The organism is Raoultibacter massiliensis, assembly GCF_900199545.1.
GTDB classification, from domain to species: domain Bacteria; phylum Actinomycetota; class Coriobacteriia; order Coriobacteriales; family Eggerthellaceae; genus Raoultibacter; species Raoultibacter massiliensis.
In genome coordinates this window covers 392,874-408,360 of the sequence record NZ_LT962670.1, presented here as the reverse complement: position 1 = coordinate 408,360, position 15,487 = coordinate 392,874, and the positions used below count along the sequence as shown (strand labels likewise).

Sequence of the window (15,487 nt, the reverse complement as noted above, 5' to 3'; positions counted from 1 at the left end):
AGGGAGCCCCGCGCAGCAGCGGGGCTCCCTGCATTCAGCGTGTTGCCTGGTTGGTCGTTCGTACAAAGATCGGCTTCGCGGACCTACACCTTCGAGGTGTCTATCGGCGACCCGTCGGCGCTCGGTACTTCGGCGGTCGGCTCCTGCCAGTCGTCTGGAACCGGCCACCCATTGCCTTCACCGTGGTAGCCGCCGTGACACGCCGTGTTGCACACGAGAACCGACGTTCCCTCAATCGAATGGCATACGCCGCAATCGTACGCCTCGGTATGGGCAGCGTGGGGGTTGTACCCCTCCGCCCCGCCGTAGTTCTCGGTCAGTGCCGTGATCGTATCACGTGAGTGGCAACCGAGGCAGTTCTTCTTCGACCAATCGCCGTTGATAAGCTTCAGCTGGTCGGGCGTGTGAACCGCCATCATGCTGCTAGGCTGCGCATCGGCGTTTGCCGCAGCATCAGGCGAAGCCCCCTCGCCGCTTTCGCCGCCTGAGCCGCCGCATGCGCAGAGGGCGATCAGGGCGACGACGAGCGCAGCGGCAAGCCCGAGTTTTATCGTCAGCGAAACGCGTTTCTTCTTATCCATGGTTAGCTCCTCGCCGTCCACTCGATGCGACTAGATGTATTCCATGCCGAGCATGTCCTTCACGGCGAGCCATGCGAAGCACTGGCCATGGCCGATGCCCGAGCCCATCACGTTGGGCGGGTACACGTTGCCGTAGAAGGAGCCCGCCGTATTGCCCGCCACGTACAAGCCGGGGATCGGCATGCCCTCCTTGTCGAGCACACGGCAGCGCTCGTCGTTGCGCAGACCGCCGCGCGTGCTTGTGATGCTCACAACGTGGCGCGATGCATAGAACGGCGGCGTGTCGATGGTGGTGAGCCATAGCGGGTTCTTGTAGAAGTCGAGGTCTTTGCCGGCTTCGCAGAATCCGTGGTAGCGGTCAAGCTGCTCTTTGAAGATGTCAGGATCGACACCCATCTTGTCGGCGAGCTCGTCGATGGTGTCCGCTTGGATGGTCACACCGTTCTTGATGTCGATCTCGATCTGCTCGGGCGAGTTCTCGGAAAGGTAGTCGCCCGCAGGGAAGCCCTCGGGGAACTTCTCCTGCCATGCGCTGTCCCACACGCTCCACGCCGAGCCGTCTGCGGTCGCGGTGATCTTGGGGACCGAACACGCCTGGAACGGCAGGTCCTCGGGCATGAGCCGGCGACCCGTGTTGTCCACCATGAACACCGGCAGGTTCGCAACGGCCGCATAGGATTTCGCATCGGGTGAGGTCGGGCGCTCACCGGTTTGATCGACCGCCACGAACGGGAAAAGGTCACCAGCGGCGAAATCGTCCATGTCGGCACCGATCCACATGCCCATCATCTGACCGTCGCCGGTGTTCTTGGTTTCGGCTACGCTGCGCGTTTTCAGAAGCGAAGTGTTGTAATAGCCCATCATCTCGCGGTTACCGCCCATATCTCCACATGCGAGCAGAATACCCTTCGTGGCGTTGATCTTGATGTATTCGCCTACTTCGTTTTCGCCGATAACCGAGGTCACGCGTCCGGACTCATCGCGAACGAGCTGTACGGCAGGCGTGTTGTAGTGAATCGTCGCACCCTTGTCGGTGGCGTAATCGGCAAGAATGCCAGTCCAGTCGACGTTCACGCCGTCGGCAAGCGTCTTTCCGTCCTTGTCGACGAAGTAGATCATCGCGGCGTACGTCGCCCAAAACTCGTTCGCGCCAACCTGCCCGACACCGTCGTTGGTAACCTTGAACCCCGTCACCTGCTGAGGGACAATGTCGCATCCGACTGACTGGCATACGCCTTGCAGCCAATCGATGTACGGAGCGCTGTTGTCGAACCACTTGCCGTACGAGGACATACGACCCTGGCTGCCGTTGGTGATCTTCCATACATCGGTAATGAACTTGTCGCGATCGTAGGTAATACCGTTATCGGTTTGGCACTTGGCGTTGAAGCCGCACGTGCACAAGCGCGCCGTGCTGTATGTGCCAGCCTTTTCGAGCACATGCACGTTGGCACCGTTCTCGGCAGCAAGAGCCACACCCGGCAGCCCGGCGATGCCCGCGCCGCAAACGGCGATATCGCAGTCGATCGTCTCGACAATCTGATCGTCGGTTATCGGTTCGGGAGCAATCTCCCACGGCTGCTGGCCCAATACAGCAGCGTCCTCGGTCGCCGCAGATTTTGCAGCGGGTTCCGCAGCCACATCGTCGGCCGCAGGTTTGGCGGCATCTCCCCCCGACGAGCAGCCTGCAAGACCCGCCATCGCCGCACCGGCACCAAGCACTGCCGCGCCCGTAAGGAAACTGCGCCTCGACAACGACACCTTGTTCTCGCTTTCCTTCAACATGTGACTCTCCCTCCGTGATCGGGAGGCACCCCTCGTGCCTCACAGCGATCATTGTGGGAATACCCCGCTTGGTTAACCCAGACCCAAGCAACGCCGATCTCGCCGAAGCGACTAACCCCACCCGCTAACCCCCCTAGGTTAATCAATCGCTCCTGTCGCGAATCGAAAGCCTGTGGGACAATACAAGCAGGGACAATGCAGAGCATTGGGGGATCGCTATGAACAAAATCGATCGGGCGTGGTCGACCGCAAAAGACGCCTTGAAATCATGCGCGGCGGAAACGAAATGGTACTATTTCGGCTCATCGCTTCTTGTGGCGATCGTAACGCTCACGCACTACGCGAACGGCTACAAGACGACCGCCCTCGGCCTTTCCTATGCCGACGTCATCTGCATCACGAGCATCGTCGTAGCGGCGATAGCCTTGGTGATCGGAAATCCTCACGCCCTCGACAAGGCCCGCAAGCCGATTCTGATAGCATCTTCGCTGTTCGCCGCCCTCGGCTTCGTGTTCCTGATGACCGCAACGCCCATCTCTTCGGGCCTCTACAGCATAGCCCTCATCGCCTCCGCCATCTCGGTCGGATTTTTGATCGGAACAGTAGCTATCTTCTGGTTCGGGCTTTTCGTGGGGCAGGCCGTCGAGACCGTCGCGTTCTCTCTTCTCGTTTCGATCGTGATCGGCTGCCTTATATCGTGGTTTCTCCTCGGCATGCTGTGGGATCGACTCTTCGTCGGATACGCCGCCGTGGTACTGCTCTCGGGCTGGACGCTATCACGCGCCCTCGACAAACGACCGAAATCTGCTGTAAGAAAGGAATCTGCCGAAAAGCCCTCGTTCGCGTTTCTTGCCGGACCGCTGCTCACCGCATTTCTCTTCAGCTTCGCCTTCATGCTTTCAGTATCGTTCGTGGGATTGGAGTCGTGGCACACGGATACAGGATGGAGCATGCTGTGGCCCGCAGCGCTCGTGCTCGGCATCGTCGCATTGTTCTCCAAGCGCGTGAACATCGCCTCGCTGCTCTACATCGCGCTGACGCTCGTGGTTGCAGGCATGCTCTTCGCCTCGTTTCTCCATATCGACGAGTCGTTCATCTTTTCTTTGGCAACCATGGGATGCGCTGTGAACATCTCGTATCTCATCATTTTATTCTGCAGCCTCGGAAGCCGCTTCGCGCTCGACCCGCATAAGCTTGCCGCGCTACTGCTTCTCTCGATATTCGGCGGATGCCTGCTCGGCCGCCCCGTCGCGTTGGCAATGAGCGCGCTCGACCAGAGCGGCACGCTCAGAACATTGCTATCGATATGTCTAATCGTCGGTATCATCGCCTGTACGTTCATCGGGCTCAACAACAGAACCATTCAGCTGTATTCAAAATACCGCTTCAAGCAACAGGGCAAACCGGGCGAACAAGACGTCGTATCTTCTTCGTTCATCACCTCGTTCGCAGCGGAACAAGGTCTGGGAGCGCGCGAGCGGGAAGCCCTTTCGCTGCTGCTCGAAGGAAAGACGGCAAGCGGTGTCGCCGACGGCATGTTCATCGCGCGGGGCACCGCAAAGGCGCACATACGCCACATCTACCGGAAGCTCGACGTGCACGACCGCGAGGAGCTCTTCGACCTCATGCGCGATATCGACCCGCAGTTCGAAACGCCGAGGGAAGGCTAGCCGAATTGCCCCGCCTTGCTCGGGCAACGCCAACGCCAACCTAGTTCAGGGAAAGATCCGCAGAGACAGCCAGAGCTTATCGATGGCAGCGGCCCGAAGCCTCGATCGACGAGCGGACGGCCAACGCACACTTTTCCACGATGTGTTGCGCTCGAAAGACGGCACAACGCCCTATCGTCCAGAATGCACCGCGTTTGCCCAGATCGATTTTCTTTGCGACAACAACTGAGGGCCGCAAGCGAGCGCAAGCAGGCGGCAAACGCAACACATCGTGGAAAAGTGTGCACATTAAGAAGTTACCTGTTTTCGATCGGTGCCCATCCGAGTGGCACGCAAGCACCATGCGGCACGCCTCCGCCCACTGCCGTAACTTCATCGATGATCGAAAATGCTGGCCAGCCTACGCGCTCACAAGCAGCATGACGCCCACGAACAGCAGCAGCACGTACGTGAGCTTCAGGAACTTCTCCTGGCTGATCTTTTTCTGCAAGCGGTTTCCGATCCACGTGGCCAGCACGGCAACGGGAACGCACATGAGCACAATCTGAACGACTTCACCTGTGAAACTCCCCTGGCCGAACGCTATCACTGCATAAATGAGGTTGAGAATCGCCCAAGTCGCAGAAAGCGTCATGCGGAACTGCTGTTTATCCTGGAGCTTCTGCACGGTATAGATCACAAGCAGCGCACCCCCCGACACGAACATCCCCTGGACGAGCCCCGCCAAAGCGAGAATGGTCCACAAGGCCCATTCGGGAAGGAACTTCTGCCTTTTCTGCAGCAAATTCTTCAAACCGATTGCAACGATGATCACGCCGTAAATACGCAACAGGATATGGAGGGGCAGCACCGTATCGAGCCAAATGCCGATGAGCACGAACGGAAGCATCGTTAGGACGATTTTTGCCAGTTCTCGCCAGTTGACGCTTTTGAAGTTCATGATCGTCAGAAGACCGCAGGCGAAAAAGCCCATCGCATTGAGGATGGCGACCGAGCTCGAAAGCCCCAGCAGCTGCGTGCCCACGGGCATGGCGAAAACATTGCCGGCAAACCCGGTGATCGCCTGCACCGTATACGCAAAGAAGAATGCAGCTATAAAGAGGGCTTTTTCCATTGTCTCCATGTTCCACTGAAATCGAATTCATCCAGTGTACCATCGGACTCGATCGGTTTCTCCCTTTCTCGGTGGACGACCAGAGGAATCGTTCGAGGCGAAAGCCCTGATGCGCTGTCGGGATCGAAGTCCGAGCAGAAACGGCTGGATGCCAAGATCGCTCCGGCATCCAGCCATGGAAAGAAAAGCGAAGAGCACCCGGGGCTCTACGATGAGGCGAGTTTTTGGGCGATCATACGCGCAAACGTTACCGTTCGACCGCAGGCATTTCCCGTCGTCAGGTTAGGATACGTCATGGAATAGAAACCGCCCGAATCGTTGCCCGCCACATAGAGCCCTTCGATAATGCTCCCATCATCGCGCAGCGCCTGCCCCTCGGTGTTGATGACGATGCCATCAAGAGTGCAGAGCAACGTGCCCGTGTTGTAAACCCCGAAAAACGGAGGCTTTCGGAGCGGAGAGAGCCTGAACGCCTCTTTCCCGAAATCGGGATCAGATTGGTTATCGTAGTTCTCGTTGTTTCGCTCGACAGTCGCCACCAGCGCGTCTATGGGAAGCTTGAGCTTCTCGGCAAGCTCTTCGATCGTATCCGCCTGTTGGATATAGCCCTTCTCAAGCAAATCAGCATTCATCCCTTGAACGACTTGGAGCGGGATATTAGGTGCCGCTCCGTTGTCAAAGGGGAACAGACGAGAGCAGCCATGCATATCGAACTGCTCCGCATAGCTTTCGTAATCGGAATCCCATAAAGTCACGTGCATATGAGAAGGCTGGTACGCATCTGCATGCAAGATGAAATCATATGTTCCCGACTCGTTGCAGAACCTCTCGCCATTCAGGTTGACCTTAAGCCATGGCTGGCTTCCCATCCAGAACAGCGTTCCTTCCGTACAATCGCACCCGCCCTCGGTGCCAACGGGAACAACTGTTCGATCAAACAGCATGCTCGTGTGCGTTTCGTCCATCTTCGCCCCAGCCCAAAGGCAGGCCCTGATTCCATCGCCATCGCATCCGGGTTGCGAGGTGTTCCTTCCGTATATCGTTGTGGTATGAGGCTGCAGTATTTTCTGCATCGCAACGTTCGACCCGTATCCGCCCGTGCAAACCAGCGTTCCCTTCGATGCGTTTACGCGCACATACCCCTGTTCCCCTTTACCGTAAGCACCGACAACCTTGCCGTCCTCAACGATCAGCTTGACCATGGGGGTGTTATATCGAAACGTAACGTGCCCGGTCTTCTCAGCATACTCGCTCAGCACGGAAAAGCCGCTAAGCGATCCATCCTGGGGCCATGCAGGCGAATGCCCCGTTGCCCAATGAGGATAGTTGGGGGTGTTCTTCTCTTCGGCCATCTCGTGCCATAACGTCACACCGTATTGACCGAGAACCTCTTCATACCAATCGACAACGCTTCCCGAGTTCTCGAACCAGATGTCGAACAGCGAGAGATCGCACTGGCCCGCCGCATATCGATACATGTCCCGCACGAACGCCTGCTTATCGATGCTGTACCCGTTCTCCTGCTGCAAGCGAGAATTGACTCCCCCGACATCGTCGCGCACAACCCCGCCTTCGAACTTTTCCAAAACAACGGTATCGGCGCCAAGCTCGCCGGCTGCGCAGGCGGCAAACAGGCCGCCCGTACCCGCTCCGATGACAAGGATCTCCGTATCAAGCGTCTCGACGATGTCGGCTTCCTGAATTTCAGGCTCAGACCCAAGCCAATCGCTCGCCGAGCTCTCTGCCGATTCAGCCGAAGCCGTCTCGCCTTGGCCCTTCTGCTCCTGCGGGGAGCACCCGGACAACCCCAATGCTCCCCCAACGCCGGCAAGCGCAACGCCTGCCAAAAACCCTCGCCTCGAAAACGGCGTTTTGCCCAATGATTCCATATCCCATCCCTTCCTCTGCTATGGCTCCATCCAAAACGACAACCAGCCATCGCGTGCCCGAAACCAGGCTCGATGCAGGTGCCGAACGCAGCGGATACTACGGATGAAACGGATCGCCTTCATCACCCTCAGTGGGTAATTTTTAGAAAATCCCAGTTCAATGCCTATATCATGTGAGGCCACCATCCTTTTGCGCAACCAAGTAATCAAGTACACTGTTGTTATGGGGAAATCACCGTCGAACATAGCACACGCCCTTAAAAGAGGCCCGACCGAAGATACGCGGACTTTCGCTCAATGCCTCTGCGCCCTCGGTCTGCTCGTGTTCAGCAACTGGTCGCTCAACAACCACCTCTTCCCCCTCTACGATGTCCATCTCTCGTCGATTCGGGAATTATGCACCTCGGCAAACGGCATTGCGCTCGTTTTCATCGCCATCACCTCGGTATGGCGACCCCGCATACTGAAGGCCCGCTTTTTCCTCTTTGCCGCTATAGCAGGATCGGCGCTTGGGCCGATAACGATCTATGCCGGAAACGTATTCGGATCGCTGCCCGTTTTGACCGCCGGAGCATGCGCCACGTCTATCGCAAGGGGCATCTGCACGATCTTCGTCGGGCTGTTGCTCTGCAAACTGAGTGACAAAAGAGCCCTCGCGTGCATTGTTTTAGCGGAACTCGGAGCCACGGCAGCGAGCCTTGTTTTTCCAACGGGTTATTCCACGATCATGCTCGTGATGCACGCAGCATGCCTCATCGCCATCATAGGTCTTTCGTATCCCGCGGCCCAGCACGTACTCGTCAAGCTCGGAGAGAAACCATCCCCGCATGACGAGGCCATTACGCAACCATCTTCGTACGTGCCGTTCAATCACCAGATATTCATGTGCTTTCTTCTCTTCAGAATCGTATACGGCTTCATGCTCACGTTCGGCGAAATAGGCGGCATACCCGCGAACTCGCTGTGGAGTCTTGTCGTATTCGCCATAGCCTTCGCGTTTATCGTGGGGAAGGCGGGATGGATTACCGCCGATCGCCTCTTCCGCATCGCTCTGCTGCTTTCCATCGCAGGGTTTCTCCTGGTTCCCGCCTCGCAGCTCGTTCGCTTCTCGGTACCCAACGGCCTCATCAGTTCCGGAATAGCGGTATTCGAGGTCTTCAACTGGATCGTGCTCTGCTCCCTCGCCCGCCGCAACACCCACGGAGCGGTCTCGGTATTCGCCTGGGGTTTCGCGCTCAATGCCATCGGCGTGATCATCGGCGCCAACGCGGGACGGTTCACGAACCAGTATTGGCACGACGATTCCCAGGTCGTCATCATCGTCGTCGCCGCAATAACATTCGCGCTCGTCGCCTACGTCATTGCGGTTCTCAGAGATTTCAGCTTCGACAAGGCGATTTCCGAAGTGCATGAAAGCGTTGCCCCGAAAACAACGCTTGAAGCCGACAGCGTTACTGAAAGCACGATCTACGAACGGTGCGAAACGCTGGTACGCGAATACTCGCTCACCAAGCGGGAAGAAGAGGTCCTCAAACTGCTGGCGCGCGGGCGAACAGGCGTCTTCATCCAGTCTGAACTCTGCGTTTCTTACAACACCATCAAAGCTCACGTCAAGCATATTTACACGAAGCTCGATGTGCACACCCACCAAGAGCTCATCGATCTCGTTGAATCCCTCTCGTGAAGGCTCTGCCAAAACGTGCGCATGCGAATTTCGGCCGCTGCGAACCGGCAAGGATCGCAGCGGCCCATCCGCAATGGATGTTTAATTTTCTCCGAGTTTCGTACCGCAGATATAACCAGAGGTGATCGTGTTGGCCATGGCAACGCCCGATCCGACGTACGTGTCGTTGTACAGGCAAGAACCCGCTTCGTTTCCGACGGCGTACAGACCCTTCACAGGCAAGCGATCGTAGTCCAGCACCTGATAGTCGGTGTTGGTCAGCAAACCTCCCCACGAACCAAGGCTGTTCTCTTCCGAAATGATGATGTAGTACGGGCCCTCCCCGTAAGCGATGAGATTCGCAGCCGATTTTCCAAATTGCGAATCGATGCCGGTTTCGCAGTACTCATCGTAGCGGGCCATCTGATCCAGGAAGATATCGGGATCCATGCCAGCGGCCTCGGCCAGTTCTTGCGGAGTGTCGCCCTTGTAGCCGGCTCCCTTCTCGACCATCTTGTCCAGCACCTCGGCGATGCCCTCCCAGGGGGTGTCGAGCTCGAACTTGGGCTTGTACGCCGGAGGAAGACCAGGGCTCTTTTCCACGCCGAGCCCCGCAAGACCTTGGCTCTCGAGAGTGTCCATGATCGACTTCGAAACGACCACGTAATGGAAAGACCCTTGGTATGCGCTCGAGTTTGCCGAGTCGCAGGCGCTTAAAACCAGTTCCTCGTTGCGAAACCGTGCGCCCGTCGCCCCAACGTTAAGCACCTGCGCAACATAGCAGAGGATCATGGGGTACTTCGCAGGGAAGTCATCGAAATCGTCTTTGATCTCATCCGTTGCACGGGCGAGCGTTTGATGCAGCATCTGGCCGCCGAAGTTCTGCGGTTTCTGGGCACCTGCCTTCCAGGCCATTTCGAGCCCCTCGCCGATATTCTGGGGGAGCCCCCCGAGCACGCCATCGAAACGAAAGACCGTCTTCACCATCTCCCGATTGCCCGCATATCCGCCCGTAGCGATTACGACAGATCCAGCATTGATCTGGATGCCCTTGCCATCTTTGTCTACGACGATGGCGCCGGTGACGACTCCGTTCTCGTCAACAACGAGCTGCTTGCCGGTCGTCTCGGTCAAAACCTCTCCGCTCGGCGCTACGAACTTCTCAAGCGCCGCAAGGAACAGGTCCTCGCGAGCATCGTAGTCGGGAAGCTTTACCATAGTCGGCCCCATCCACGGCTGGAACTCCCAGCCGTTGCCGCTCATCCAGTCGATGGCTTCGCCTACCGTGCCCAAGAGCTGCTGGATCGAAGCCGCGTCGACGCGCCAATGAGAATCCTTCACCCACTCGTTAACGATGGGAAGGATGTCGGTTTCGACGCCGGCCTCCTTGGCGTACTTGCTGTTGTAGGCAACCGGCCCCGACGATTTGTTGCTGGCGCCGCCGATCGTCTGCGTCTTCTCGACCAGAATGACGCGCTTGCCGAGCTCGCCCGCCCTGATCGCGGTATTGGCACCCGAGCATCCGCCTCCGATTACGAGGATGTCGCACTCCTTCGTCTCTTCGACCGCAATGTCTTCAGACGTGTTGCCCGGCAGCGTCGAAGCAATGTCGACGTTGAGAGACCGGGCCCAATCCTGCACGCTCTCGCTTCCCGATTCGGCTTTCTCGGCAGAGGCGCCTTGTGCAGCGCAGCCGCTCAAGCCCAAAACCGTTGCAGCTCCCATCGTTGCGGATCCTGCGAGAAACGCACGACGGGATATCCTTCCGTTTTTCATAGCTCATCCTCTCTTCCTGCATGCGATCCGTTTCCGCACGCATCCCTTGGCGGCGTCGATTCGCCGGCGCCGCTTGGGCCCATTGTTCAAAACATGCCGGTTTTCGGATAGACCCACGAAGGGTGGTATTGCGGTTTTGCCATTTCATTGCCGTTGTCTTGTGTGCTATGGTGAGAAAACTTTGCACGATCAGACGCACAAGAGGGACCATGGACATCGTTCGATCTCGAACATACGCATCTGCTTGCTCCGTCATCGGATTCGGATGCCTGTACGTCATATTCGTTGCATGCTTCTTCCCCCTCACCCTCATGCCCGACGCCGACCAATCGACCTACCGTCTCTTCAATCAAGCACTGTACCTATCGTCGGCAATCGCCGCCTTCGCCTACGCGGTCGCCGCCGCACGATGCAGCGAGAGGACGACTTCGGGAATCGCCCTGTTTGGCTACGCGGCTTTATCTGCGGGACTGGCCGCAACGGGGATGCAGCTGGGAACGCACGCCGAGCCGCTTACGATATGCGCAGGCATCGGATGCGGATCCGGACTCTCCCTTTCACTCGTATCGTGGTTCGAAACGATAAGCGGCTTTCAAGAGAGGAAGGGCGCGCTGGTCTTCGGGTGGCAAGCCTTCCTCGGATCATCCGTTTTCGCAATCGTCGCCCTTCTGAACAAGGCATTCACCAACGAAGCCGCCTTGGCCCTGTGCCTTGTTTCGGCAGTGCTTTACCTGGCTCTCCGCACAGCGCCTTCGCAATCGAATGCGAACGTGGCGCTCGCCTCGTTTCGCTCGGGTATCGAGGTGCTGCGTCATCGGAAAGTGCTCTCCCGCGTTCTCTTCGGCCCCGCCGTCGGATTCTGCCTCATCGTGTTCATATACGGGATAGCCGAAGCGATCGCCATGGGCCACGACGGTTCCCCTTACGGAGAGGTCGTCTCCTACCTTGGGGCGCCCATCGGCTCAGCGGTGTTCCTCGTATGGACTTACGCGAGCAAAAGCAGGAACTACGGCCTGACCATCAAGTCCATATTCCTGATTCTGCTCACCGTATTCTGGATTCCCGCGTTCGACGCCATCGTCTTGGTGCTGAGCGCTGGGTTTCAACTGAGCCTTCTCCTGCTCTGCTCGCTGCTCCTCGACGAGCTGTCAAGCCAACGACGGGTGGCCATGGTGCTCGTGTCGCTCGGCTACGCATGCATGCGAATGCTCTTCCTCGTCGGTTTGTACGTTCCCGGAATGTTCGGCGTTCCTTCCTATAGCAGCTACTTCGAATCGACCTCTCTCCTCATGTTCCTGATATACCTGGTGTTCGCCGTTGCTCTTATTCTGACCTGGAGAGATCGGAAGGTGGACCAATCTGTGTCCACCGACATACCCGATGCCGACATTGCAGCGGAAAACACGGGCGGCGAAGCGAAGGAATCGCCCGCCGACAAATCCGAGGCGTTCTTCTCGATCGCTCAGCAATACGGCCTTACCCGACGGGAAACCGAAATACTGGGCCTCTACTCCAAGGGGCGCGACATCAACTACATGTGCGAAAACCTCTATCTGTCGCGCAACACGGTCAAAGGACACGTTAAGCGAATCTATTCGAAACTGGATATCCATTCGAAACAGGAGCTGATAGACATCGTCGAAGCCGCTCGAGCCAAGGAACAGCCCCTGTAGAAAACCTATATGTTAAAATTCCCTCACGGAATCATTCGGAGTCGGGCGCCGCATCGGCATGCCTCGGCCGTTCGACGCATGAAGGTTACCATTCTAGTACGGCTGGCGTTTTGGCAACGAGACGGTGGTACAGTACTTCGGGTATGCGGTTTTTCTGGGCAAACAACCGTTTTCATGCAAGGAGACACACTGGGAGCACATACATGGCTGGCTTCAGCATAACCATAGCAGGAGATTCGGCGCTCAACCTTGAGTTCGCCGACACCGTCACGCCCGAAACCAGCACCATGATCCGCATTGCCGCCCAGAATCTCACCGAAGACCCTATCGAGGGAATCGTCGAACTGGTACCGACGTTCTGCTCGCTCATGGTGTATTACAACCCGCTCGAAGTCACGTTCGACGAGCTGTCGTACCGACTGCGAGGAAAGCTGCGCGGACTCGACTCGGCCGATGTATTCGTGAAAAAGATAGTGCAGATACCGGTATGCTACGGCGGAGAATACGGTCCCGACATCCAAACGGTAGCCAACCATGCTCATCTGAGCGTCCAAGAGGTCATCGACATCCATTCTTCGAAGGATTACCTCATCGACATGCTCGGGTTCCTGCCGGGATTCGCTTATCTCGGCGGGCTCGACGAGCGCATCTGCACACCGCGCCTCGCTACGCCGCGCACGCTCATCGAGGCGGGCTCGGTCGGCATCGGCGGCACTCAGACGGGCATCTACCCGCTGCCCTCGCCGGGCGGCTGGCAGATCATCGGCCGCACTCCGCTTCGCCCCTACGACCCCGATCGGGAAGAGCCGATCCTGTACGCGGCGGGCGAATATCTGAGGTTCGTGCCGATCTCCGCCGATGAATACAGCGCCATAGAAACGCAGCTCTCGGCGAACGCATACGAATACCAGATCATCTGGGAGGGAATGTAGCATGGGCCTCGTCGTCAAAAAGCCCGGCGTGCTGACAACCATCCAGGACTCGGGCCGCATCGGATACATGGGGAGCGGCTTTGCGCCGAGCGGCGTCATGGATCGGCGCGCGTTCATCATCGCGAACCTGCTCGTCGAGAACGATCCCAACACCTGCGCCATCGAGTTCGCGCTCGCCGGCCCCACGCTGCGATTCACCACGAGCACATTCATCGCCATCACCGGCGGCGATTTCTCGCCGACGATCGACGGCGAGCCCGTGCCGATGTATTCGGCTCTCATGGTCAAACGCGGGTCGATTCTTCATTTCGCGACGCCGAGAACCGGCGCCTACGGCTACGTGGCCATCGCGGGAGGATCGGTGCGCGTACCCGAAGTGATGGGAAGTCGCTCAACCAGCCTCAAGCTCGGTATCGGCGGCTGGCACGGTCGAAGCCTCCAGATGGGCGACTATCTGCCGTTCATGACTAAGAATCTCGATTTTTTGCCAAACCTCGGGTCGCACCGCATCGAGTACGACGCAACGTACGGGTTCGGCAACGAGGAAACCATCGTGCGCGTCGTGCCGGGCCCCCAAGAGGATATGTTCACCGAACGGGGCATCGAAACATTCTACAGCCAACCCTATGAGGCCACCGCAAAATGCGACCGTATGGGCTACCGCCTCGACGGACCCGAAATCGAGACGAAACACGGCTCGGATATCATATCCGACGGCATCGCATTCGGAGCCATCCAGGTTCCTTCGCACGGCCGGCCCATCATCATGCTCGCCGACCGCCAAACCACCGGCGGCTATGCGAAAATCGGAACCATCGCCTCGGTCGATATACCCAAGCTCGTGCAGTGCCGCCCGGGAAGCAAGATTCGGTTCGCCCCCATCACCGTGCAAGAGGCCCAAGCGCTATACCGCGAGGAGTACAAGTACTTCAAAGGCCTTGCCAAAATAGTAAGAAGACCATGCGCCGACGGCATCTCACCTCGACGCACCGCACGGCGGCTCAAGCCGATCCTCGAGGAGCAGGCTCGCCGCAATCAGGCTGAGAAGCTCTGGATAGACCGTTCTTAGCAGCAGGACCAAAGCAAGTTTAAGGAGACCAGCGTGGATACCAAGACCATCGAAGAACTGATCGCGATCATGGACAAGGCAGAGCTCACCGCCCTGCGCATCGATGACGGCGACACGAAAATCGAACTCGAGCGCAGCCACAGCTCGTTCTCCCCCACAACGCTTCCGCTCATGGCTGAACGGGTGAGCGCGCTTTTAGCGGGAAAAGACCAGAGCAACGACGCCGCAGCCGCCGACCAGACGGAAGACGATTCGTCGATTCTCGTACGCAGCCCCACCGTCGGCATGTTCTACATATCGCCGAGCCCCGACGAGGACCCGTTCGTCACGACGGGCCAAGAGGTTCTTTCGGGACAGACGCTCGCCGTCGTGGAGGCCATGAAGATGATGAACGAGATCACCGCACCGGTACCGGGCATCATAACCGAGGTTCTCGCCGGAAACGGAACCCAGGTGGAGTACGACCAGCCCCTGTTCCGCATAGCCACCAGCAACTTGGCCCAGTAGCCGAGCAGGATAGCGAGAGCCTATGTTCGAGAAAATCCTCATAGCGAACCGCGGCGAAATAGCCGTCCGCATCATCCGCGCCTGCCGAGCCATGGGCATCAAAACGGTCGCGGTGTATTCGACGGCGGACAACCACGCGCTGCACACCTACCTCGCCGACGAGAGCGTCTGCATCGGACCTCCGCTCGCGCGCGACAGCTACCTCAACATCGCCTCGATCATATCCGCGGCAAAGGGGACGCATGCCGAGGCCATCCATCCGGGATACGGATTCTTATCCGAGAACTCGACGTTCGCCAAGCTTTGCCGCGACAACGGCATCGTATTCATCGGCCCCTCCCCCGAGGTCATCGACCGCATGGGCAACAAAAGCCAAGCGCGCAAGACCATGATGGATGCAGGCGTGCCCGTCGTTCCGGGCACGCGCAACCCGATCCACTCCGCTGAAGACGGCCTTGCAAAAGCCCGTGAAATAGGTTGGCCCATCATGATAAAGGCGAGCGCCGGAGGCGGTGGAAAGGGCATGCGCGTCAGTTCGTGCGAGGACGATTTCATCGAAATGTTCAGCATCGCCCAGCGCGAAAGCATGAACGCGTTCGGCGACAACAGCATGTACCTCGAGCGGTGCATCCTGAATCCACGCCACGTGGAGGTGCAGATCGTCGGCGACACCTTCGGCAATATCGTTTCGCTTGGCGAACGCGATTGCTCGGTGCAGCGCAATCATCAGAAAATGGTGGAGGAAAGCCCGTCTCCGTTCGTTGACGATGAGATTCGAGCCGCCATGAACGAAGCCGCCATCCGCGCCGCACAGGCGGTCGGCTACAC

Annotated in this window: 12 protein-coding genes; 7 read left to right on the top strand and 5 right to left on the bottom strand. The window is 58.1% G+C overall.

Annotated features, from left to right (window positions below):
* Positions 1 to 83: 83 nt before the first annotated feature.
* Both C1719_RS01695 and C1719_RS01690 read right to left on the bottom strand, forming a co-directional pair.
* Complete coding sequence (locus C1719_RS01695) at positions 84 to 581, bottom strand: cytochrome c3 family protein (protein WP_146007819.1); 498 nt, start codon at positions 579 to 581, stop codon at positions 84 to 86.
* Between the two features lie 30 nt (positions 582 to 611).
* Entirely contained in the window at positions 612 to 2,366 is a 1,755-nt protein-coding gene (locus tag C1719_RS01690; protein ID WP_102373511.1) for an FAD-dependent oxidoreductase, read from the bottom strand.
* 218 nt (positions 2,367 to 2,584) lie between these two features.
* Here C1719_RS01690 and C1719_RS01685 point away from each other — a divergent pair, with 218 nt between their 5' ends.
* Entirely contained in the window at positions 2,585 to 4,036 is a 1,452-nt protein-coding gene (locus tag C1719_RS01685) for a helix-turn-helix domain-containing protein (protein ID WP_102373510.1), read from the top strand.
* A 400-nt stretch (positions 4,037 to 4,436) separates the two neighbouring features.
* On the opposite strand, the gene C1719_RS01680 is transcribed toward C1719_RS01685, so the two are convergent.
* Positions 4,437 to 5,150 (bottom strand): sulfite exporter TauE/SafE family protein, encoded by a 714-nt coding sequence (locus tag C1719_RS01680; RefSeq protein ID WP_102373509.1) that lies wholly within the window; start codon positions 5,148 to 5,150, stop codon positions 4,437 to 4,439.
* 206 nt (positions 5,151 to 5,356) lie between these two features.
* On the bottom strand, positions 5,357 to 7,039 hold the full coding sequence (locus C1719_RS01675) for an FAD-dependent oxidoreductase (protein ID WP_102373508.1): 1,683 nt from the start codon (positions 7,037 to 7,039) through the stop codon (positions 5,357 to 5,359).
* A gap of 160 nt (positions 7,040 to 7,199) precedes the next feature.
* Here C1719_RS01675 and C1719_RS01670 point away from each other — a divergent pair, with 160 nt between their 5' ends.
* Positions 7,200 to 8,723, top strand: a complete 1,524-nt coding sequence (locus tag C1719_RS01670; protein ID WP_102373507.1) for a response regulator transcription factor — start codon at positions 7,200 to 7,202, stop codon at positions 8,721 to 8,723.
* An 81-nt stretch (positions 8,724 to 8,804) separates the two neighbouring features.
* Here the strand turns inward: C1719_RS01670 and C1719_RS01665 are convergent, their stop codons facing one another.
* Entirely contained in the window at positions 8,805 to 10,478 is a 1,674-nt protein-coding gene (locus tag C1719_RS01665; protein WP_102373506.1) for an FAD-dependent oxidoreductase, read from the bottom strand.
* A 209-nt stretch (positions 10,479 to 10,687) separates the two neighbouring features.
* Between C1719_RS01665 and C1719_RS01660 the strand changes: the two genes are divergently transcribed.
* The 5 genes from C1719_RS01660 to C1719_RS01640 form a co-directional block, all read left to right on the top strand.
* Positions 10,688 to 12,151: a response regulator transcription factor gene (locus C1719_RS01660; RefSeq protein ID WP_180963415.1), complete on the top strand. Its 1,464-nt coding sequence runs from the start codon at positions 10,688 to 10,690 to the stop codon at positions 12,149 to 12,151.
* Positions 12,152 to 12,354: 203 nt separating this feature from the next.
* Positions 12,355 to 13,083, top strand: coding sequence for a 5-oxoprolinase subunit PxpB (gene pxpB / locus C1719_RS01655; RefSeq protein ID WP_102373504.1), 729 nt, complete (start codon positions 12,355 to 12,357; stop codon positions 13,081 to 13,083).
* Position 13,084: 1 nt separating this feature from the next.
* The gene (locus tag C1719_RS01650) at positions 13,085 to 14,152 is read left to right on the top strand and encodes a 5-oxoprolinase subunit C family protein (RefSeq protein ID WP_102373503.1); all 1,068 of its coding nucleotides are present in this window, start codon (positions 13,085 to 13,087) and stop codon (positions 14,150 to 14,152) included.
* Positions 14,153 to 14,185: 33 nt separating this feature from the next.
* A complete protein-coding gene (gene accB, locus C1719_RS01645; protein ID WP_102373502.1) occupies positions 14,186 to 14,659 on the top strand; it encodes an acetyl-CoA carboxylase biotin carboxyl carrier protein in 474 nt (157 codons plus the stop codon).
* A gap of 22 nt (positions 14,660 to 14,681) precedes the next feature.
* On the top strand, positions 14,682 to 15,487 hold an 806-nt coding region (locus tag C1719_RS01640), incomplete at its 3' end, for an ATP-binding protein (RefSeq protein ID WP_281255961.1).